The sequence below is a fragment of the Nonomuraea sp. NPDC003214 genome (genome assembly GCF_053590035.1).
The window spans coordinates 59991-80211 of record NZ_JBSFSX010000016.1; the positions used below are offsets into that span (position 1 = coordinate 59991).

General features: G+C 70.6%; 20 protein-coding genes. 13 read left to right on the forward strand and 7 right to left on the reverse strand.

The features are described 5' to 3' along the window. Nucleotides 1-703 precede the first annotated feature (703 nt). From ACWDXC_RS37690 to ACWDXC_RS37720, 7 genes are all read left to right on the forward strand, one after another. Entirely contained in the window at nt 704-1993 is a 1290-nt protein-coding gene (locus tag ACWDXC_RS37690) for a GGDEF domain-containing protein (protein WP_449990444.1), read from the forward strand. A gap of 665 nt (nt 1994-2658) precedes the next feature. Beyond that, complete coding sequence (ettA, locus tag ACWDXC_RS37695; protein WP_449990447.1) at nt 2659-4323, forward strand: energy-dependent translational throttle protein EttA; 1665 nt, start codon at nt 2659-2661, stop codon at nt 4321-4323. A 171-nt stretch (nt 4324-4494) separates the two neighbouring features. Beyond that, entirely contained in the window at nt 4495-5007 is a 513-nt protein-coding gene (locus tag ACWDXC_RS37700) for a VOC family protein (RefSeq protein ID WP_449990449.1), read from the forward strand. 358 nt (nt 5008-5365) lie between these two features. Further along, the gene (locus ACWDXC_RS37705; protein WP_449990452.1) at nt 5366-5773 is read left to right on the forward strand and encodes a Zn-ribbon domain-containing OB-fold protein; all 408 of its coding nucleotides are present in this window, start codon (nt 5366-5368) and stop codon (nt 5771-5773) included. After that, entirely contained in the window at nt 5770-6588 is an 819-nt protein-coding gene (locus tag ACWDXC_RS37710) for a hypothetical protein (protein WP_449990455.1), read from the forward strand. The genes ACWDXC_RS37705 and ACWDXC_RS37710 overlap by 4 nt, the downstream gene beginning before the upstream one ends. After that, complete coding sequence (locus ACWDXC_RS37715; RefSeq protein WP_449990600.1) at nt 6561-6905, forward strand: thiolase C-terminal domain-containing protein; 345 nt, start codon at nt 6561-6563, stop codon at nt 6903-6905. The genes ACWDXC_RS37710 and ACWDXC_RS37715 overlap by 28 nt, the downstream gene beginning before the upstream one ends. Nucleotides 6906-6977: 72 nt before the next feature. Beyond that, nucleotides 6978-7433: a hypothetical protein gene (locus ACWDXC_RS37720; RefSeq protein ID WP_449990457.1), complete on the forward strand. Its 456-nt coding sequence runs from the start codon at nt 6978-6980 to the stop codon at nt 7431-7433. An 18-nt stretch (nt 7434-7451) separates the two neighbouring features. Here ACWDXC_RS37720 and ACWDXC_RS37725 read toward each other — a convergent pair whose 3' ends face one another. Next, entirely contained in the window at nt 7452-8606 is a 1155-nt protein-coding gene (locus tag ACWDXC_RS37725) for an acyl-CoA dehydrogenase family protein (protein ID WP_219503961.1), read from the reverse strand. A gap of 105 nt (nt 8607-8711) precedes the next feature. Here ACWDXC_RS37725 and ACWDXC_RS37730 point away from each other — a divergent pair, with 105 nt between their 5' ends. After that, on the forward strand, nt 8712-9317 hold the full coding sequence (locus tag ACWDXC_RS37730) for a TetR/AcrR family transcriptional regulator (protein ID WP_449990460.1): 606 nt from the start codon (nt 8712-8714) through the stop codon (nt 9315-9317). Nucleotides 9318-9329: 12 nt separating this feature from the next. Here the strand turns inward: ACWDXC_RS37730 and ACWDXC_RS37735 are convergent, their stop codons facing one another. Together ACWDXC_RS37735 and ACWDXC_RS37740 are read right to left on the reverse strand one after the other, a co-directional pair. Next, nucleotides 9330-10151 carry a MaoC/PaaZ C-terminal domain-containing protein gene (locus tag ACWDXC_RS37735; RefSeq protein ID WP_449990463.1) on the reverse strand — a complete coding sequence of 274 codons (822 nt, stop codon included), beginning with the start codon at nt 10149-10151 and terminating at the stop codon, nt 9330-9332. Nucleotide 10152: 1 nt separating this feature from the next. After that, on the reverse strand, nt 10153-11049 hold the full coding sequence (locus tag ACWDXC_RS37740) for an SDR family oxidoreductase (RefSeq protein WP_449990465.1): 897 nt from the start codon (nt 11047-11049) through the stop codon (nt 10153-10155). A gap of 155 nt (nt 11050-11204) precedes the next feature. Here ACWDXC_RS37740 and ACWDXC_RS37745 point away from each other — a divergent pair, with 155 nt between their 5' ends. Next, entirely contained in the window at nt 11205-11579 is a 375-nt protein-coding gene (locus ACWDXC_RS37745) for an acyl-CoA thioesterase (RefSeq protein WP_219503980.1), read from the forward strand. After that, entirely contained in the window at nt 11576-12754 is a 1179-nt protein-coding gene (locus ACWDXC_RS37750; RefSeq protein ID WP_449990468.1) for an MFS transporter, read from the forward strand. Before ACWDXC_RS37745 ends, ACWDXC_RS37750 begins: the two co-directional genes overlap by 4 nt. On the opposite strand, the gene ACWDXC_RS37755 is transcribed toward ACWDXC_RS37750, so the two are convergent. From ACWDXC_RS37755 to ACWDXC_RS37770, 4 genes are all read right to left on the reverse strand, one after another. Continuing rightward, complete coding sequence (locus ACWDXC_RS37755; RefSeq protein WP_449990471.1) at nt 12747-14270, reverse strand: glycoside hydrolase family 13 protein; 1524 nt, start codon at nt 14268-14270, stop codon at nt 12747-12749. The two genes, ACWDXC_RS37750 and ACWDXC_RS37755, sit on opposite strands and share 8 nt — an antisense overlap. A gap of 5 nt (nt 14271-14275) precedes the next feature. Further along, entirely contained in the window at nt 14276-14656 is a 381-nt protein-coding gene (locus tag ACWDXC_RS37760; protein WP_308125712.1) for a globin, read from the reverse strand. Between the two features lie 9 nt (nt 14657-14665). Further along, nucleotides 14666-15580 carry a mechanosensitive ion channel family protein gene (locus tag ACWDXC_RS37765; protein WP_219503983.1) on the reverse strand — a complete coding sequence of 305 codons (915 nt, stop codon included), beginning with the start codon at nt 15578-15580 and terminating at the stop codon, nt 14666-14668. Between the two features lie 480 nt (nt 15581-16060). Continuing rightward, entirely contained in the window at nt 16061-16309 is a 249-nt protein-coding gene (locus tag ACWDXC_RS37770; RefSeq protein WP_308125713.1) for a hypothetical protein, read from the reverse strand. A gap of 313 nt (nt 16310-16622) precedes the next feature. Between ACWDXC_RS37770 and ACWDXC_RS37775 the strand changes: the two genes are divergently transcribed. The 3 genes from ACWDXC_RS37775 (at nt 16623) to ACWDXC_RS37785 (ending at nt 20154) form a co-directional block, all read left to right on the forward strand. Then, nucleotides 16623-18188: an XRE family transcriptional regulator gene (locus ACWDXC_RS37775; protein WP_449990474.1), complete on the forward strand. Its 1566-nt coding sequence runs from the start codon at nt 16623-16625 to the stop codon at nt 18186-18188. Next, nucleotides 18185-18670 (forward strand): GNAT family N-acetyltransferase, encoded by a 486-nt coding sequence (locus tag ACWDXC_RS37780; RefSeq protein WP_357590138.1) that lies wholly within the window; start codon nt 18185-18187, stop codon nt 18668-18670. Before ACWDXC_RS37775 ends, ACWDXC_RS37780 begins: the two co-directional genes overlap by 4 nt. A gap of 263 nt (nt 18671-18933) precedes the next feature. Next, nucleotides 18934-20154 carry a DMT family transporter gene (locus ACWDXC_RS37785; RefSeq protein ID WP_449990477.1) on the forward strand — a complete coding sequence of 407 codons (1221 nt, stop codon included), beginning with the start codon at nt 18934-18936 and terminating at the stop codon, nt 20152-20154. Nucleotides 20155-20221 lie beyond the last annotated feature (67 nt).

The window sequence follows — 20221 nt, forward strand, 5'->3', positions numbered from 1 at the left end:
GCGGTGGCTGTCACGTCCGGGATGGGAACGGGTCGGTGGCTGTCACGTCCGGGATGGGAACGGGTCGGTGGCTGTCACGTCCGGGATGGGAACGGGTCGGTGGCTGTCACGTCCGGGATGGGAACGGGGCTGATGGCCGTCACGTCCGTGATCGAGACGGGGCGGTGGCGGTCCTGTCCATGATCGAGACGGGCCCGTGGCGGTCATGTCCGTGATGGTGACGGGTTGGTGGCCGTCGCGTACGGGATGGTGACCGTCACGTACAGGGTCGCGCTCACCTGTCGGCCGGTGCCGGCGTCTGTTGCGGGGCTCGGCGGATCGTACGCGGCGCCACTTCGGACAACCCCTGGCTCGTACGTGATCACTGTCGGCGTGGATGACGCTGGGTGGGGCGGCGTGCGGGGCTGAGCGGTGCTGGGCCTGAAAGGGGTGGTCGGGCGGAGGGGGGATCGGCCGACGGTGCTCAGGCACCGGGGGAGCGGCCGATGGGTGCTGCCCGAAAGCTGGCCAGGGCATCTATCAGGTCCAGGTTACGCCCCGCACGATGAGTGCTCCTTTCCGAACGGTTGCTCGCGGATTGAGCAATGTCCCGTAACTAACCACATCACGTATGTGGTCGCTCCGCCCAACGTATCGTTTCCCTTCGCACATCGCACACTCCGCAATTATTGTGTTACACATCGTTAGTCAGGGAGGAGACGAGATGGCGGCGACCAGTCACACCTCGACGAAGCCTCGCGGCGGTGTGTCGAGTCTGGTCGGCCGATGGCCGCTGCTGGGCCAGGGGCGGCTGCTCGTCGCCTACGTCAGCGCCATCGTCCTGCTCGACCTCGCGGCGATCGTGTTCTTCGCCGCCTCCACCGCGATTCGCTGGCCCGACGTGCTGACGTTCGCCGCGCTGATGAGCTGCGGGGCGGTCTGCATCGAGGCGACCCGGCGGCTCGGCATGCCGGCCGGAGTCTCGCGTGACCTGCTGTCGGCCTGGTGGCTGCCGGTCGCGCTGCTGCTGCCGCCGCTCTACGCGTTGCTGGCGCCGATCGTGTTGCAGGCGTTGCTCCAGTTCCGGGTGCGGGCGACCGTGCTGCACCGGCGGGTGCTGAGCTCGGCGGCGATCGGGCTGGCCGGGGGCGCCGCGTCCCTGACGTACCACCGGCTCGTGCCTGATCCGCTGCTGCTGGCCCAGGGGAGTGGGAGCGCGATCATGCTGGCGGTGGCGGCGGCGCTGGTGTTCGCGCTGCTCAACACCGGATTGGTGGCCGTCGCCGCGCACACCGCCAATCCCGACTCGCGCTGGCGTGAGGTGCTGTGGGATCGGGAGAGCGCGCTGCTCGACGTCGTGGAGCTGTGCCTCGGCGTGATCGTCGCCATCGCGTGCGCGCTCAACCTCGCCCTGCTCCTGCTGGCGCTGCCGCCTGTCGTCCTGCTTCAGCGCAGCCTGCTGCACGCCCAGCTTCAGGCGGCCGCGCGTACCGACCCGAAGACGGGGCTGCTCAACGCCGCCGCCTGGCAGCGGGAGGCCGACACCGAGATCGTCCGGGCCCGGCGCACGGGTGAGACGCTGGCGCTGCTCATCGTCGACATCGACCACTTCAAACGGGTCAACGACGCTCATGGGCACCTGGTCGGCGACCAGGTGCTGATCGGTGTGGCGGGCATGTTGCGCAGCCAGCTGCGCGACTACGACGTGGTGGGGCGTTTCGGCGGCGAGGAGTTCGTCGTCCTGCTGCCGCGTGCCGACCTGCTGGAAGCCCGGCAGGTCGCCGAACGCCTCCGCACCCGTATCGGCCGCATGTCCGTCCCCGTGGACGAGGCTCTCATCACGGTGACCATCTCGGTGGGGGTGGCGCTCATGAACGTGCACGGTGACGACCTCATAGACCTGCTGGCCGCCGCCGACCTCGCCCTCTACCGCGCCAAGGAGCTGGGCCGGAACCGCGTCTGCATCCCGGCCGCACCTCCACGCCCCCGCCTACCGGGAGAGACGTCGGCCTGACGGCCGGTGGGCGTGTGGTTGGGAACCGGCCCGCCTGAGTGTGGTGCGGGCCGGGTCGTGGCCGGGGCTGGGCGGTTCGGTCGTGGCGCTGGGGTGAACGGCTGCCGGGGGTGAGCACGGGGTTGGTGCCGACCCAGGTGTGCGGGGCCGGAGCGTGCCCTCCGGCAGGGTGCTGGCCGGCGAGTGCCGACCGGCAGGAGTGTGCCCGGGGTGTGCCGACCGGTGCAGTGTGCCCGAGGGTGTGCTGACCGGGCGGGTGCTGACCGGCATGGGGCGACCGGAGGCGCCGTTCCATGCCGGCCCAGAACGGTTCGGCGCGCATCGGGGCGACGGCCTCGGCGGGGAACCCGGCGGCCTCGACGAAGAACTGGGCGAGCGCGTCGCCGGGGCGCGCGACCGGCTGCGCCGATGGGGAGGGGGCGCGACCGGGGGCGCGACCGGGGTGTGCCGGCGGGGAGGGGTGCGATTGGGGCGCGCCGACCGGGGAGGGGTGCAATCGGGGCCCGCTGACCGGGGAAGGGTGCGAACGGGTGTGCCGCCCGGAGAGGAGCGACCGTGGGGTGTGCCGACCGAGTGGGGGTGACCGGGGTGCTGCTGGGGTGTGGGTGGGGGATGGGGGTGCTGGGCGGCGGAAGTGTGGGGCGGGAGCCCCTAAGCTAGGTGGCATGCCGGAGTACATCTACACGCTGCAGCGCGTGCGCAAGGCGCATGGCGACAAGGTTGTCCTTGACGACGTCACGCTGTCGTTCCTGCCTGGAGCCAAGATCGGTGTCCTGGGGCCGAACGGCACCGGGAAGTCGACGCTGCTCCGGATGATGGCAGGCCTGGAGCAGCCGTCCAACGGTGAGGCCAAGCTGATGCCGGGGTTCACGGTGGGGATGCTCCAGCAGGAGCCGCCGCTGAACGAGGAGAAGACCGTCCTCGGCAACGTGCAGGAAGGCGTCGCGGAGACGGTGGCGATGCTCCAGCGCTACAACGACATCGCGGAGCAGATGGCCACCGACTACAGCGACGAGTTGCTGGAGGAGATGGGCAAGCTGCAGGAGCAGCTTGAGCACCGTAACGCGTGGGATCTCGACAGCCAGCTTGAGCAGGCGATGGACGCGCTGCGCTGTCCGCCGCCGGACGCCGAGGTGACGAAGCTGTCGGGTGGTGAGCGCCGCCGGGTCGCGCTGTGCAAGCTGCTGCTGGAGGCGCCCGACCTGCTGCTGCTCGACGAGCCCACCAACCACCTCGACGCGGAGAGCGTCCAGTGGCTGGAATCGCACCTGGAGAAGTACGCGGGCACCGTGCTGGCCGTCACCCACGACCGCTACTTCCTCGACAACGTCGCCACCTGGATCCTGGAGCTCGACCGGGGCCGCGCCTACGCCTACGAGGGCAACTACTCCACCTACCTGGAGGCCAAGGCCCAGCGGCTCAAGGTCGAGGGCCAGAAGGACGTCAAGCGCAAGAAGCGCCTGGAGGACGAGCTGGAGTGGGTTCGTTCGAACCCGAAGGCCCGCCAGACGAAGAGCAAGGCCCGTCTCCAGCGCTACGAGGAGATGGCGGCCGAGGCGGACAAGCACCGCAAGCTGGACTTCGAGGAGATCCAGATCCCGCCGGGCCCGCGTCTGGGCACCACGGTGATCAAGACGGACGATCTCACCAAGGGCTTCGGCGACCGGCTGCTCATGGAGGGCCTGACGTTCGACCTGCCGCGTAACGGCATCGTCGGCATCATCGGCCCCAACGGCGTCGGCAAGACGACGCTGTTCCGCATGATCACTGGCAGCGAGACGCCTGACAGCGGGTCGATCGTCGTCGGCGACACCGTCAAGATCTCGTACGCGGACCAGAGCCGGGGCGGCATCGACCCGGCCAAGAACGTGTGGGAGGTCGTCTCCGACGGGCTCGACCACATCAAGGTCGGCAATGTCGAGATGCCGTCGCGCGCCTACATCGCCGCGTTCGGCTTCAAGGGGCCGGACCAGCAGAAGAAGGCCGGCGTCCTGTCGGGCGGCGAGCGCAACCGGCTCAACCTGGCGCTGACCCTCAAGCAGGGCGGCAACGTGCTGCTGCTGGACGAGCCCACCAACGACCTCGACACGGAGACGCTGTCGTCGTTGGAGAACGCGCTGCTGGAGTTCCCGGGCTGCGCGGTCATCACCTCTCACGACCGGTGGTTCCTCGACAGGATCGCGACCCACATCCTGGCGTGGGAGGAGGGGTCCAACTGGTTCTGGTTCGAGGGCAACTTCGCCGACTACGAGAAGAACAAGATCGAGCGGCTCGGCGCCGACGCGGCCCGTCCGCATCGGGTGACGTATCGGAAGCTGCACCGCGACTGATCGGCTGACGGCTGGCATCGCGCCGCACGGCAGGTCCGTAAAGGGCCTGCCGTGCGGCGTTTTCGCGTTCGGCCAGGGGTGGGCCGATCGGCAGGGCGGTAGACCGGTTCGTGCTGGATCACGCGGGCATGACTAGAATGCAGTTCTAGGATTGGCCCGAAGGGAGTCCGCATGGAGCTGGAGCTCGACGGTATCGAGATCGCGTTCGACCACACGGCGGTGGCCGCCCCCCGCATCAGGGACCTGCTGCCCATCTACCGCGACCTGCTGGGCGGCCGCCATCTGGGCGGCGGGGGCGACAACCGGGTGGCCGGTTACCGCACCTTCCAGCTGACCTACGCCAACGGCAGCAAGGTCGAGCTGATGGAGCCGCTGGCCGGGTCCACGTTCTTCGACAGCTTCTTCGAGCTCACCCGCGGCCGGGGCGGCGTGCACCACCTGAACTTCCACGTCAGCGACCTCGACGCGGCCGTGGCCCGGCTGACCGAGCGGGGTTACCGGCTGCACGGTCTGAACGTGTCCGACCCGCGCTGGCGGGAGGTGTTCCTGCATCCGAAGGAGGCGCACGGGGTGCTCATCCAGCTCGCCCAGCCGGGGTCGCGCGAGCCGGGTGAGCCCCGGCCGTCGCTGGAGGAGGTGCTGGCCGGCAACGGCAGGAACGGCAACGGCATCCCCAGCCCTTGAGCGCCCCGCCCCACGCCCGCCCACCGTCCGCCCCGCCCTGCCCCACGCCCGTCCATCGTCCGCCCCGCCCTGTCCCACGCCCGTCCATCGTCCGCCTGGGCCCACCGCTTGTGCCGCCCAACGCCGCCCAATGCCGCCCCGCCCGGCCGCCCGCCGCCACGGCGCCCGCCGCCCACCGCGCCCACCGCCCGCCCCGCCCCACCGCGTGCGTCGGGCGGGCGATGTCAGGCTCTTGAGTCCGAGTAGAACGCCCGCCCCGCCCCACCGTGTGCGCCGGGCGGGCGGGCGTCGGGCTCTTGAGTCTGAGCAGAACCAAAATCTAGAATAGGGTTCTAAATCCGACGAGATTGGGGACCCCATGAAGGCGGTACCGAAGCCGACTCCGGACACCCAGCCGTTCTGGGACGGCACGGCGGCCGGGGAGCTCAGGATCCAGCGCTGCCGGACCTGCGAACGGCACTACTTCTACCCCCGCCCGAGCTGCCCCCACTGCGGCTCGGGCGCCGTCGAGTGGGTGCGGGCCAGCGGCCGGGCCAGCCTCTACTCCTACGTGATCAACCACCGCCCGGCCCCCGGCTTCGAGGAGGGCGGCCCGTACGCGATCGCGGTGGTGGAGCTGGAGGAGGGGGTGCGGATGATGACCAACATCGTCAACACCGGGATCACCCCCGAGAACCTGCCTCTCGACCTTGACCTGAGGGTCGTCTTCGAGCGGCGCGGCGACGTGCACGTGCCGCTGTTCGAGCCCGCCGGAGGCGCCGCGTGAGCACCGGCGGCATCGTCATCGCCGGCGCCGCCGAGACCGACGAGGTCGGGCGGCTGCCGCAGCACTCCACGCTGTCCCTGCACCTGGAGGCGGCCCGCAACGCGCTGGCCGACGCGGGCATGACCAAGGACGACATCGACGGCATCGCCACCGTCGGCACGCCCGGCCCGATCCAGGTGGCGCACGCGCTCGGGATCACGCCGTCGTGGCTGGACGGCACGGGCGTGGGCGGCTCGTCGTTCCTGTTCCACGTACGGCACGCGGCGGCGGCCATCCGGGCGGGCCTGTGCACCACGGTGCTGATCACGCACGGCGAGTCCGGCAGGTCGCGGGTGGGGGCGGGCAGGTTCGGGCTGGGCGCGGACTCGCTGATGGGCCAGTTCGAGCTGCCGTACGGGGTGGTGGGGCCGCCGTCGACGTTCACGCTGACGGCGTTGCGCTACATGAAGGAGACCGGGCTCACTCACGAGCAGCTCGCCGAGGTGGCGGTGGCGCAGCGGCGCTGGGCGCACCTGAACCCGCGGGCGATGTACCGGGATCTGATCACCGTGGACGACGTGCTGGCCTCGCGGCTGGTCGCCTACCCGTTCCACCTGCTGGAGTGCTGCCTGGTGACCGACGGGGGCGGGGCGCTGGTCGTCACGTCGCGGGAGCGGTCGCGGCGTGACCCGGTGCACCTGCTGGGCGCCGGTGAGGCGATGGACGCGCCGATGATCTCCCAGATGGAGGACTTCACCCGTCGAAGGGGTTCCGGCTGTCCGGGGAGGCGGCGTTCGCCGAGGCGGGTATCTCGCACGACGACGTGGACCATCTGATGGTGTACGACGCCTTCGCGCACGTGCCGATCTACGGGCTGGAGGATCTCGGGTTCGTCAAGCGGGGCGAGGCGGGCGCGTTCATCGCGGAGGGGCACACCTCGCCGGGCGGGCGGCTCCCGCTCAACACGAACGGCGGCGGCCTGTCGTACACCCATACCGGGATGTACGGGATGTTCGCCATCCAGGAGGCGGTCAGGCAGTTGCGCGGCGAGGCGGCGGCGCAGGTGCCGGGCGTGGAGGTGAGCGTGGTGCTGGGCAACGGCGGCATGTTCGCCTCGGCGGCGACGCTGGTGCTGGCCAACCGCCTGCCCTGATCCGCTGGCCGGGCATCGATCTTTCGTTCACGATGGGGGCGCGGATCCCCCATCACACGGAAGGTCGATGCCATGCGTGCACGCGCGTGGGCGGTGCTGGTCGCCGCCCTCCTGATGGCCCTGCCCGTGACCACCCCGGCGGCGGCGCAGGCGGAGGTGAGGTTCCACGCCGACTCCGGTGACTCCTGCCCGCACGGAGTCACCGCAGGCGTGCTGGACTGGCTGGAGGGCCCGGTGGTCAAGCCGGCCGTCCGCGTCGAGGGCACCCTGTCCGACACCGGGCCGCTGTCGTGGTGCACCGCGGACGGCCTGTACTCCCGGGCCACGTTCACCGCCTACGACGGCGCCGCCGTGGTCGACACCGAGTCGGTGAAGGCCGACGACGGCGAGGTGTCGTTCACCTTCGAGCTGGCCGACCCGGCCGGGGTCGCCGGGATCGACCAGGTGGTGGTGCGCGTGTGCCGCTTCAGCAACACGCCGATCGGGATCAGCTACTGCGGCCCGGCCGCCACGTACCAGATGCCCTGAGGCGAGGGCTCGGCGCCGTCACTCGCCGATGGCGCCGAGCCGGGCGTGGCCCTTGAGCAGGTTGCGGGCGATGGTGCGGCGCTGGATCTCGTCGGTGCCCTCGAAGATGCGCAGCAGCCGCAGCTCCCGGTACCACCGCTCGATCGGCAGCTCCTTGGTGTAGCCCATGCCGCCGTGGATCTGCAGCACCCGGTCGACGACCTGGTTGGCCATCACGGCCCCGTTGAGCTTGGCGATCGAGGAGGCGTGCCGGGCGTCCATGCCCTCCTGCACCCGCCAGGCGGCGTACAGCGTGAGCCACTTGGCCGCCTCGATCTCCACCTGCGAGTCGGCGATCATCCACTGGATCGCCTGATACTCGGAGATCGCCTGCCCCATCGACTTGCGGATCTTGGCGTAGTCCACGGCCATGCCCAGCATGCGCTCGGCCGAGCCGATGGCCCGCGCCGGGATCATGTACCGGCCCTGCCCGATCCACTGCATGGCCAGCTCGAACCCCTTGCCGAGCTCGCCCAGGACGTTCTCCTCCGGCACCCGTACGTCCTCGAACACCAGGGAGGCGGGACCCCATTCGCCCATGGTGGGGATCGGCTCGGACTTCCAGCCCATGTCGCGGTCGACCAGGAAGCACGTCACCCCGTACGGCTCGGCCACGGCGAAGACCATGACGAAGTCGGCCTCGCTGCCGCCGGTGATGAACGTCTTCTCGCCGCTGATCAGCCATTCGGAGCCGTCGCGCACGGCGCGGGTGCGGATGTTGCGGGCGTCGGAGCCGGCGCCGGGTTCGGTGATGGCGAAGCAGGAGCGCCGCTCGCCCTCGATGGTGGGGATGAGGTAGCGCCGTTTCTGCTCCTCGTTGCCCGCGTAGAGGATGTTGTCGGCGCTGCCGCCGAAGCTGAACGGCACGAACGTCCGGCCGAGCTCCATCGCGATGATCGCGGACATGATCGGCCCGAGCGCGGCCCCGCCGTACTCCTCGGGCGTGTTGATGCCCCAGAAGCCCATCCGCTTGGCCTTGAGCCGCAGCTCGCGCAGCACGTCGGCGGGGACTCCCGGCAGGCCGGCGCGTTCGTTGCGCAGCACCTCGGGCTCCAGCGGCATGACCTCCTTCTCGACGAACGCCCGCACGGTGTCCCTGATCTGCCGTTCCTCGGTGCTGAGCGAGAAGTCCACGCCGCCTCCACATTTCTAGAACCGTCCTCTAGGAAGAGGTTCCAACGCCGGTCCGCGACGTGTCAAGAACATGATTCTAGAATTCGACGGAGTACGATGTCCTCCATGGCACGCAAGTCCTCCTGGGAGTGGAGCCGCACCGCCCAGACGCGCAAGAGCATGCTGCAGGCGGCGCGCGAGGTGTTCGGCGAGCACGGCTTCGCCGAGGCCAGCGTCTCGGAGGTGGTGGCCCGCGCCGGATTCAGCGTCGGCAGCCTCTACCACCACTTCGGCGGCAAGACCGAGCTGTTCCTGGCTCTCTACGAGGACCACCAGGCCGCCCACGAGCAGGCGTCGGCCACCAGCGTGTCGCGGGCCAAGCAGTCGGGCGTCTGCGACCCGGTCGAGCTGCTCATCGCCGGCGCCCGCGCCTACCTCGACGGCGCCTGGGAGCGCCGCGACCTGGTCAGGCTCTTCATCGACGGCGACGGCCCGCCCGGCTTCGAGCTGATCCGCCGCACCCGGGGCCGCGAGTGGGTGCGGCAGAACGCCGTGCTGCTCGGCGCCGGCGGCGACCCGCTCGACAGGTTCACGGTCGCGGTGCTGACCAGCATCATCGGCGAGGCCGCCCGCGAGGTCGCCACCAGCGACACCGAGGAGGAGGCGCGCGAGGTGGCCGAGGCGGCGATGGCCCTCATCCGCCGCCTCGACCCGCTCAAGCCCCTGAGCTGATCCCGGGGCTGATCACGGGCTGATCACTGCCCGGCCCCGGTCGATCACCACGGTCCCGTCGTCCTTCGCCGTGCGGAACAGCACGGCGGGCCCGTCCACCCAGATCGACACCGTCAGCGACTCCCCGGGCAGGACCGGGCTGCTGAACCGCCCCGACATGGCGCGGAACCGCGCCGGGTCCGAGCCCGCCACCGCGTGCAGCAGCGCACGCCCGGTGATCCCGTACGTGCACAGCCCGTGCAGGATCGGCCGGTCGAACCCGGCCCGCGCGGCGAACTCCGGGTCGGAGTGCAGCGGGTTGTAGTCGCCCGACAGCCGGTAGAGCAGCGCCTGGTCGGGCCGCGTCGGGTAGGTCACCTTGTGGTCGGGCGCCCGGTCCGGCGCCGCCCACTCCTCGCGGGGACCGCGCTCGCCGCCGAAGCCGCCTTCGCCCCTGATGAAGACGGCGCTGCGGCTGGTGACGACCGGCTCGCCGCTGCCGGGGTCGACGGCCAGCGCCTCGGTGGTGACCAGCGCGCCCGACCCCTTGTCGTAGATGCCGGTGACCTTCGACGTCGTACGCACCGCGCCCGCCGCCGGGAGCTCGCGGTGCAGCTCGAAGGACTGCTCGGCGTGGACGAGCATGGCCGGGTCGTAGTCGCCGAGCCGCCGCCCGGGGGCCTGGGCCGCGAGCACCGCGAACGTGGGCAGCACCCGCTGGCCCTTCTCGGTGGCGAAGGCCAGCTCGTCCGTGCCCGCGCCGACGCCGAGCGCGTACAGCATGGTGTCCTTGGCGGTCCACCTCCGCTCGTGGGGCTCGCCCTCGACGCCGACGACGGAGTGGTCGAGCGGCATGTCAGGCCTCCCGTCCGGGGATCTGGCCGTTGGTCAGCGCGTTCGGCGCCGCCTTGTCGACCAGCGCCGGGATGACCGCGCCGAGCTCGGCCGGGTCCCAGCGGCCGCCCTTGTCCACGGCCGGGCCGGCGTGCCAGCCCTCGGCCACGCTGATCACCCCGGCGCGCACGTTGAACACCCGGCCGGTGATGCCGCGCGCCTCCGCGCTCGACAGCCACACGACCAGCGGCGCGATGTCGTCGGCGTCGGCGTTCGCGCCGCTCGGGATGAGGCCCTCGGTCATGCGGGTCAGCGCGGCGGGCGCGATCGCGTTCACCGTGACGCCGTAGCGCTCCAGCTCCCTGGCGGCGATCACGGTCAGCCCGGCGATGCCCGCCTTGGCCGCGCCGTAGTTGCCCTGGCCGGGGTTGCCGTAGATGCCGGAGGACGAGGTGGTGTTGATGATCCGGGCGTCGACCGCCTCGCCCGCCTTGGCCCTGCCCCGCCAGTAGGCGGCCGCGTGCCGCAGCGGCGCGAACGTGCCGCGCAGGTGGACCCGGATGACCGCGTCCCACTCCTCGGCCGACATGTTGACCAGCATGCGGTCGCGCAGGATGCCGGCGTTGTTGACCAGCACGTGCAGGTCGCCGAAGCGCTCGATCGCGGCCCGGACCAGCCGTTCGGCGCCGTCGAAGTCCGAGACGTCCTCGCCGTTGACGATCGCCTCCCCGCCAAGGGCCTCGATCTCGGCGACGACCTCGGCGGCGGCGCCGGACGAGCCGGTCCCGTCCACCTCGGCGCCCAGGTCGTTGACCACCACCTTGGCCCCCTGCCTGGCGAACTCCAGCGCGTGGCCGCGCCCGATGCCCCTGGCCGCGCCCGTGACGATCACCACGCGGCCGTCAACGATCCCGCTCATGTGTCTCCTCGCTCCTTCGCAGACGATGCGAACAAAATTCTAGTAAGCAAATCTAGAAATGGTAGGCCCAGGCCACGACGGACCTCACGCACCGACCCGGTAGCGTTTGTCCCGTGGTTCAACACTCCCTCGCACAGCGGCACGTCTTCCTTCGCATGGTGAGATTCGCGGACATCGACTCCCAAGGACATGTGAACAATGTCCGCTTCCTCGACTACCTGGAGGACGCCCGCTGGGGGATGTTGCACGTCGACCCGTTCAAGGCGGGCGAGGTTCCGTTCAAGGGCCTGGTCGTGTCCCGCCACGAGATCGACTACCGCCGCCCGCTCGGCTACCGCGCCGAGCCCGTCCGCGTCGAGACCTGGGTCACCGAGATCCGGCCGGTCCGCTTCACGCTCAGCTACGAGATCCGCGACGACGACGACCTGTACGTGACCGCGAGCTCGGTGCTCGTCGCCTACGACGTGGAGCGCGAGGCCCCGCGTCGGCTCACCGCCGACGAGCTGGCCTACCTCAAGCGCTTCGCTTGAGCGAGCCGACCCCGCGGCGCTGGCTGATGCTGGCCCTGGGGGTCAACGCGCACGCCGGCGTCACCCTGGGCCTGTCCGGGCTGCCCCTGGTCATCCCGGACATCCAGCGCCATTTCGGCGTCTCCCTGCCGGTCGCCGGCATCATCGGCAACGCGCCGGGCATCGGCGTGCTGTTCGCGCTGGTGGCCTGGGGCTGGCTGGCCGACCGGCACGGCGAGCGGCTCGTCCTGGGCGTCGGCGTCGGGCTGGCCGGGCTGCTGTTCGCCGCCGTCTCACTCGCCGAGCGGACCTGGGCCGTGGTCGTGCTGCTCGCGCTGGCCGGGGCCGCGGGCTGCGCCGCCCTGGTCGGCGGCGGGCGGATCGTGCTGGGCTGGTTCGAGCCGCCCGAACGCGGCGTCGCCATGGGCGTGCGCCAGGTGTCCTACACGCTCGGCATGGCCGTCGCCGCGTTCCTGCTGCCGCCCGTGGCGCGGGCCCACGGGATCTCCGGCGTCCTCATGGTCTGCGCGGGCGTGTGCCTGCTGGCCGCCGTCCTGGCCGCGCTCTTCCTGGCCGAGCCGCCGCACGCCCGCACCCGCGTCGTCGCCGCGCCCGCCGGCTCCCCGTACAGCCGGCCCGGGCTCTGGCGCGTGCACGCCACCAGCGCGCTGCACGCGGTGCCCCAGGTGATCGTCGGCACCTACGGCGTGGCCTGCCTGGTCAACCTGTACGGGTGGGGCGGGGTGGACGCCGGGTGGCTGTTCGGCTTCGCGGCCATCGGCGGCGCGATCACCAGGGTCGCCGTCGGCCGCTGGTCCGACGTGAGCGGGCTGCGCATGGCCCCGCTGCGGCTGCTCACCTACGCCACGGTCGCCGTGCTGGCCCTGCTGGTCCCGGCCACGCTCACCGGGTCCTGGCTGGGCTCGGCCGCGCTGGCCGCGGGCGCGGTGATCACCGTCGCGGGCAACGGGCTCGCCTACCTCAAGGCGGGCGAGCTCGCCGGGCCCGCGGCGGCCGGCCGCGTGCTGGGCCTGCACAACACCGTCCAGAACGTGGTCCTGCTGGCCGTGGCGCCGCTGGCCGGACTGCTGATCACCAGCTCCGGCTACTGGGCGGCCTTCGCGGCCGGCCTCGCGTGCGCGCTGCTCTCCATCCCGGTCATCCCGGTACGCGACGAGAAGAGGGAAACTAGCTGACCTGGCGCTGCAGCCACACCGCGTGATCCGGAGGCAGCAGGCCGCCCTCGACCGGGCCGGTGGCCAGCAGCACGTTCTCGTGGGGCGGCAGCCGTACCGGACGGGTGCCGCAGTTGAGCGCGCACACCAGCGGCCCGCGCGCGAACACCAGCGCGTCCTCGTCCGAGGCGAGCCACTCCAGCTCGTACGGGATCGTGCGGACCAGCTCGCGGCGGCAGGCCAGGGCGCGCCGGTAGAACTCCAGCGTCGAGCCCGGGTCGCCGGTCTGGCTCGCCACGCTGAGCGCCGCGAACGAGCCGGGCTGCGGCAGCCACGGCGTCACGCCCTCGGGCGAGAACCCGTAGGAGTCGCCGCCGGGGGACCAGGGCATCGGGACCCGGCAGCCGTCCCGGCCCGGCAGCTTGCCCTCCGACTGGATGAACACCGGGTCCTGCCGCGCCTCCGGTGGAATGTCCTGCACCTGAGGGAGGCCAAGTTCCTCCCCCTGGTAGAGATATGCCGACCCGGGCAGCGCAAGCATGGCGAGCAATGCGGCTTTCGCCCGGGAAAGTCCGGTCCCGGGGTCGGCGGTCTCGTACCGGGTGACGTGCCGCACGACGTCATGGTTGGACAGCACCCAGGTGGCGAACGGCACCGTCGCCAGCGTCTCGTCGATGACCTTCCGGAACGCCGTCGCCGACCAGGGAGCCTGGAGCCAGGCGAAGTTGAAGCTCTGCTGCAGCTCGTCCGGCCGCACGTACAGCGCCAGATCCTCCAGGGTGTCGGTCCACACCTCGCCCACGGCCATCCGCTCGCCCGGGTAGCTGTCGAGCAGCTCGCGCCACTCCCGGTAGACGCCGTGCACCTCCGGCTGCCCCCACACCGGCGAGTCCGACATGAACGACTGGTCCTCGACGTCCGGCAGCCCCTCGGCCTTGAACAGCCCCATCGCCACGTCGATGCGGAACCCGTCGACGCCCCGGTCCAGCCAGAACCGCAGGATGTCCAGGAACTCCGCGCGCACCTCGGGGTTGCGCCAGTTGAAGTCGGGCTGCCCCGGGGCGAACAGGTGCAGGTACCAGCTCCCGTCCGGCAACCGCGTCCACGCGGGGCCGCTGAAGGTCGACTGCCAGTTGTTGGGCCGGTCGCGGAAGATGTAGCGGTCGCGGCCCTCGCCGCGCAGCGCCGCCTGGAACCACGGGTGCGCCTCGGAGCTGTGGTTGGGCACGATGTCGACCAGCACCCGCAGCCCGAGCGCATGCGCGTCGGCCACCAGCGCGTCGAAGTCGGCCAGCGAGCCGAACAGGGGATCGACGTCGCGGTAGTCGGCCACGTCGTAGCCGCCGTCGGCCATGGGGGAGGTGTAGAAGGGGGTGAGCCAGACGGCGTCGACGCCCAGCTCCTTCAGATGGGTCAGGCGCTCGCGCGCGCCGGCCAGATCGCCGACGCCGTCTCCCGAGGCGTCGGCGAAGCTGCGAACGTAGATCTCATAGACGACGGCGTCGCGCCACCAGGGGATGTCCATGTGGCGTGTCATGCCCGTTATGCAGGGGAGTTCACCAAGCTCTGCGCCGCGTACACGAGGTAGTCCCACAGGCGCTTGTCCTGGTCCTCGGGCAGCTCCAGCGAGTCGACGGCGTCGCGCATGTGCTTGAGCCACGCGTCACGCTCGGCCTCGCCGATCACGAACGGCACGTGTCGCATCCGCAGCCGGGGGTGGCCGCGCTGCTGGCTGTAGGTGTTGGGGCCGCCCCAGTACTGGATCAGGAAGCCGCGCAGCCGGTCTTCGGCGCCCGTGAGGTCTTCCTCCGGGTAGAGCGGGCGCAGCAGCGGGTCGTCGGCCACCCCTTCGTAGAAACGGTGGACGAGACGCCGGAACGTCTCCTCACCCCCGACGGCCTCGTAGAAGGAGATCTCAGTCACGTCTCCAGCCTATGCGTTGGGGACCATGGCGATGCCCGCGGAGTCGAGCGCCGCCTTCACCCGCACCCTCAGCTCCCGCGCCACCGGAGCCTGCTGCGCGGGCAGCGTCTTGGCCGCCAGGCGGAACACCAGCATGCTGTCGGAGAGCTGCTCCACGCCGAACACCTCCGGCGGCTCCACGATCTTCGACTCGCGGAACTCGGAGTCGGCCCAGATCTCCTCGGCCACCTGCTCCAGGATCAGCCGGACGGTGGTGATGTCGCTGTCGTAGCCGACCGGGACGTCCATGTAGGCGCGCGACCAGCCCTGTGACTCGTTGCCGACGCGGGTGATGGTGCCGTTGCGCACGTACCAGACCCGGCCGTCGGCGTCGCGCAGCCGGGTCACGCGCAGGGTGACCGCCTCGACCGTGCCCACCGCGGCGCCCGCGTCGATCACGTCGCCGACCCCGTACTGGTCCTCCAGCAGCATGAACATGCCGGCGATGAAGTCCTTGACCAGCTCCTGGGCGCCGAAGCCGATGGCCACGCCGAGGATGCCGACGCTGGTGAGCAGCGGCGCGATGGGGATCGTCAGCCGGTCGAGCACGGTCAGCACCGTGGTGCCGAGGATCACGATGGTCGCTACGTGCTTGAGCACCGAGCCCATCGTCTCGGCGCGTTGCCTGCGGCGCTCGTGCAGCAGGGCGTCGATGCCCTCGGGCGCGGGGCCGCGCCGGAAGCGGCTGGCCAGCGAGCTGCGGGTGGCGGCGCGGTTGACGACCCTGGTGATCAGCCGGTGCGCGATGTTGCGGATCACGAAGCCGATGATCAGGATCAGCGCGATCGTGATCGCGCTGGCCACGAACGGGGCCCAGGTCGCGTTCTGGAACCAGCCGACCAGGGCCTTGCAGAGGAACGTGTCCGCGTTGCAGATGTCCGCCATCTGGCTGCCTACCTTGTCCAAATCGGGCAGTCCGGTCGATTCCGGAGTCTTTGGCGGCGGGGACAGCACGAGCACGGAGGGGCCCTCCTAGGAAGCGGTTCGGTCGGCGGCATAGGGCCGATTCGCCCCAAAAGATACCGCCGACCGAACCGGCCGCCGTCACATCACGCCGGGGAAGACGGGGTCGCCGGGCACCTGGGCCGCGGAGGGCGGTGCCTGACGCTCCGATGACGGACGGCTCGGACGGGACACGCACCCGGAAGCGCGTCCCGTTCCGTTTCCGGGGAGGGGGTCCCCGACGTCTCCCGGCACTGCCCGGGAGACGTGGTCTGGTTACTCTCTGTGATGGCCGGAGCCGACGGGGTGGCCAGAGGCCCCCGGAACCGGGGACCCTCCGCACCGGCCGCCCCGCCGGCTCCGTGGAGCCGCCGTGGGGACGGTGAACCGCGGTGGCTGCGCTCCACCGGGATCACCGCCCTGTCACTCCCCCACGGCGGCGAGCACGCGGGCGACCTTGGTCGCCGCGCCGGCCGGATCGTCGACGGTGTGCATCCGCTCCCCCCAGGACCAGCAGTACCACCAGTCCGGCAGGTCGGCGGCCTGCGCCGGCCGACAGGTGACGTTCTCGGTCAGGCTCGTCGCGTTCGGATTGATCACGCGGACGAAAACGCGTCCACTCTGTGTTCTGACCACTCGCGCGAGCAAGCCGCGGGCGTCGAGTTCGGACACCAGACGCTCCAAATGCCCGAAGTTGTCGTCCCCCACCTTTCGTCCCTCCCTGTGATTCCGGAGCCGGTGCGCCAAAGATGACTCATGGCGGCGGACGGCGCAACGCGGCCCCCTGCTCACAGGGAGTTGCCTTCTCACTCGGGGGATGTAAGAAACAGTCCGCGGTAGGACGATCCTTAACCGTAAGCTTCAGAAGAGCGTTTTCTTCCTGTCATCAATAGTCCATAGTCGTGGTTAGGCGGACTGCAACCTAGACGCTACTCAGAGTGACTAGGCTGTGAGCCGGTCAGGACTCAGCGTGAGAGGGGCCGGGATGTCCGGCAGACAGCACAGGGAAACGGAGCAGGCACGGCGGATCAGGGCCAAGGGCCTTGCCGTCGGGCGCACCGCTGCCCAGATCGCTGAAGAGATCTACGAGGCGTGCAGCGCCCAGTACGGCACGACCCGGGTCAAGGCTCAGCGGCTGGCGTGCGGCATCGCGCTGGCCGACGTCATCGAGCAGATCCGGGCGCTGTTCCAGCGTGACGACAAGGCGGCGCCGGGCATCGGCGAGACGCTGCTGTCGGCCTACGAGAGCGGGCTGAAACGCCCCGGCCCCGAATACCTGCACTACCTGTGCACCGTCTACCGGGTCGAGCCGGCCGCGCTCGGCTTCGACGGGCCGTGCATCTGCGGCCACAACCACCGGATGCCCGGCACGGTGGCCCTCGATCTGGAGGGGCGGCACGGCGCCGCGCTGGCGGTGCCGCCGGATCTGCCGAAGCCATCGGCGCATCCGGACCGGATCTCCGACAGCGAGGAGGATGAGAACATCCTCCGGCGCACGCTTTTACAGCTTCTGTCCAGCGATCCGGGTGAGGCCAAGCTCGACGGGCCGGTGCTCGGCGCCTGTGAAGGCATCCGGCGGCGGATGGACTACACGCTCGTGTCGGCCACCGTCTCCCCGGCGATGCTCGACCAGTGGGAGGAGGCGACGCTCGCGTTCGGCCGGCAATACACGACCACGGCTCCGCTCCGGCTGCTGTGCGACGTGCTGCTGGAGCTGAGCGCCGTGCGCAACGCGATGTCGCGGCGGCAGCCGATCGACCTCCAGGAGCGCCTGTGCCGCATGGCCGCGCAGCTCGCCGGGCTGAGCGGCATGATCATGATAAACCTCGGTGACCAGCGGCTCGCCCGCTCGTTCTTCCGCACCGGGCGCACGGCCGCCGACGAGACCGGCGACCGCGCCCTGCGCGCCTGGGTGACCGCCCGCGAAGCGCTCGTCCCGCTCTACTACGGCGACGCCCGCGAAGCGCTCACGCTGGCCAAGAAGAGCCGCGACCTGGCCGGCCAGACGCCCTGCGTCGCCCAGGCGATGGCGCCGGTCGTCGAGGCCAGGGCGCTGGCCATGCTGTCGGGCACCGACAGCAAGAAGGAGGTCGTCGACCAGGCCAAGCGGGCGCTGGCCCGGGCCCGCAGCGCGTTCGCCCACATGAAGACCGACGACCAGGAGGACATGGCGTTCGGCTACACCGAGAAGCAGCTCTACTTCTACCAGGGCGACGTGCTCACCAAGCTCGGCCAGACCCTGGAGGCCGAGGTCGTCCTCGACCAGGCCCTCGACAAGTATCAGGACCACATCCTCGACCAGACGCTGATCAGGTTCGACCGGGCGCAGTGCCGCGTCATCGAGGGCGACCTCGACGACGCGATCAGGATCGGCCGGGAGGCGCTGCGGCTGCTCGGGCCCGAATACCGCACCGACTTCATCATGCGGCCGGCGCTGGCGCTGGAGCAGGCGATCGTCGCCAAGAACCCCAACCACCCGGACCTGCCGGCCTTCAGGGAGGAGCTGCGGCAGCCCCGCCAGCTCCACAAGGAAGGGAGTGGCGGTGCATGAGTCTCCGGATACGCCGCTACCGCTGGTCTGACCTCGACACCATCCAGACCCTGCACAAGATCTGCCTCGCCGAGGTGGGCCTGACGCCGGGCGACGGTGTTTACTACGACGACGACTTCCCCCGCATCCAGGAGCTCTACCTGGCGTGCGGGGGCGACTTCCTCGTCGGCGAGGCCGACTCGCACGTGGTCGCCATGGGCGGCCTCAAGCCGGTCGACACGGAGACGGCCGAGGTGTGCCGGCTCCGTGTCCACCCGGCGCACCAGCGGCGCGGTTTCGGCGCCGCCATGCTGTCGGCGCTGGAGGCCCGGGCCGTCGAGCTCGGCTTCCGCTGCCTGCGCGGCGACACCACGCTCAACCAGGGGGCCGCCCTGGCCCTGTATGCCCGTCAGGGCTGGCGTGAGACCTCCCGCCGCCAGATCGGCCCGCTCACCGTCGTCTACGGTGAGAAGCGCCTCGTTCCGGCGACCGTCGAGCTGTAGCTCCGGTCCGCCCCTCCCGGACGCGCCACCTGCCTTGTTCCCCGCCTCTCCGGACGGTGCCGGAGGGGCGCGGCGATATGGAGGGGAATCGGCGTTTCGGCTGAGCCAGAGGATAAGGTTGCCCGGTCCTTCGAGTGAGGGTCTTCACTCCAGGTGGTAGAGGAACATCACCAGACGCTGGCTGTACTCCGGCGGCTTCACATCGTAGTGGCATGCTTCCTGGCATGGCAGTCGTGCCCGCTCCCCGCCCCCTTACGGGAGCCGTGCTTCTGTTGTTCGTCAGCGCCGCATGGGGGTCGGCGTTCCCGCTGATGAAGGATCTCATCGAGCGGTTACCGGTGGACGACCTGCTCGCCGAGCGCTACTCGCTGGCGGCCGTCACGCTGCTGCTCATCCGGCCCCGCTGCCTGCGCGGGCTGTCACGGGGGACGTGGGTCAACGGGATCGTCCTGGGGGTCATGTTCGGGGTCGGGCAGGCGGCGCAGGCCGTCGCGCTGGACAGCCTGTCGGCGTCCGTGTCGGGGTTCGCCGTCGGCTGCAACGTGGTGATCACGCCGCTGATGGCGCTGGCGCTGTTCCGGGTCCGGGTGCCGGTGCGGGTCTGGATCGGGGTGGGGCTCGCGCTGGCCGGGATGACCGTGTTCACGCTGCTGCGCAACTCGGAGGACCACCCTGTCGAGATGCTGGCGCTCGGCGTGACGCTCTCGGCCGCGGCGCTCTACTCGGGCCACACGCTGATGCTGGCGCGGCTGTCGAGGAAGGGCGAGGGCTTCAACGCCTACGCGCTGACCGTCATCCAGCTCGGCTCCATCGGGGCGCTGACGGGCGTGCTGGCGGTGCGCGACGGGGTCTCGCTGCCGGCGTCCGTGCCCGACTGGGCGGTGCTCGCGCACCTGTCGGTCATCTCCTGCGCGCTGGGCTTCCTGGCTCGCTCGTACGGCCAGGCGCACGTGCCCGCGGTGCCCAGTGCGGTGCTGATGTCGTCGCAGCCGTTCTGGGTGGCGGCGATCGCCGTCATCTGGTTCGACGAGGCGCTCGGCTGGAGCATGGTGGTGGGCGGCGGGCTGATGGCGGTCTCGATGCTGCTCGCGGTGCCGTCGTCCGGCGCGGTCGACGAGACCGACGCCGAGCGCCGCCGTCTGCTCGTGGTGTCGCGGCGGGCCTCGCGGGTGCTGGGCGAGCTCAAGGTCAAGCGCGGCGACCCGCTGAACCTGTCGGGCGAGGTCGCCCCGGTGCTCGTCAAGCGCTCGTGCGCGAGCATCGGGCAATGTCCGCGGACCGAGCATTCGCTCAAGGGCGTGCGCGAGCCGAGCCTGGAGCGGCTGATCGAACGCGCGACTTTGATCGTGCGTTCCAAGAACCTTTCGCCTCCCGGCTGCTGCCAATCGGTGACCTTGCTGGGCCGATGCCTGTGCGAGCTGATGGCGGAATCTGAAGAAAGGGGATCTTCTCAGCCTTTGCCCGGCTGGTTTCGTCCCCAATAGGCACAAATCACCACAAAACTAAGAGCACAAATGGCTATTATGCCCTCACTTATTCATCGTTAATCTT

Excerpts from the sequence above, each read along its gene's own strand:
- ACWDXC_RS37690 (WP_449990444.1), top strand. The coding sequence starts at position 704 with ATGGCGGCGACCAGTCACACCTCGACGAAGCCTCGCGGCGGTGTGTCG.
- ettA (WP_449990447.1), top strand. The coding sequence starts at position 2,659 with ATGCCGGAGTACATCTACACGCTGCAGCGCGTGCGCAAGGCGCATGGC.
- ACWDXC_RS37700 (WP_449990449.1), top strand. The coding sequence starts at position 4,495 with ATGGAGCTGGAGCTCGACGGTATCGAGATCGCGTTCGACCACACGGCG.
- ACWDXC_RS37705 (WP_449990452.1), top strand. The coding sequence starts at position 5,366 with ATGAAGGCGGTACCGAAGCCGACTCCGGACACCCAGCCGTTCTGGGAC.
- ACWDXC_RS37720 (WP_449990457.1), top strand. The coding sequence starts at position 6,978 with ATGCGTGCACGCGCGTGGGCGGTGCTGGTCGCCGCCCTCCTGATGGCC.
- ACWDXC_RS37730 (WP_449990460.1), top strand. The coding sequence starts at position 8,712 with ATGGCACGCAAGTCCTCCTGGGAGTGGAGCCGCACCGCCCAGACGCGC.
- ACWDXC_RS37735 (WP_449990463.1), bottom strand. The coding sequence starts at position 10,151 with ATGCCGCTCGACCACTCCGTCGTCGGCGTCGAGGGCGAGCCCCACGAG.
- ACWDXC_RS37740 (WP_449990465.1), bottom strand. The coding sequence starts at position 11,049 with ATGAGCGGGATCGTTGACGGCCGCGTGGTGATCGTCACGGGCGCGGCC.
- ACWDXC_RS37745 (WP_219503980.1), top strand. The coding sequence starts at position 11,205 with ATGGTGAGATTCGCGGACATCGACTCCCAAGGACATGTGAACAATGTC.
- ACWDXC_RS37755 (WP_449990471.1), bottom strand. The coding sequence starts at position 14,270 with ATGACACGCCACATGGACATCCCCTGGTGGCGCGACGCCGTCGTCTAT.
- ACWDXC_RS37765 (WP_219503983.1), bottom strand. The coding sequence starts at position 15,580 with ATGGCGGACATCTGCAACGCGGACACGTTCCTCTGCAAGGCCCTGGTC.
- ACWDXC_RS37775 (WP_449990474.1), top strand. The coding sequence starts at position 16,623 with ATGTCCGGCAGACAGCACAGGGAAACGGAGCAGGCACGGCGGATCAGG.
- ACWDXC_RS37780 (WP_357590138.1), top strand. The coding sequence starts at position 18,185 with ATGAGTCTCCGGATACGCCGCTACCGCTGGTCTGACCTCGACACCATC.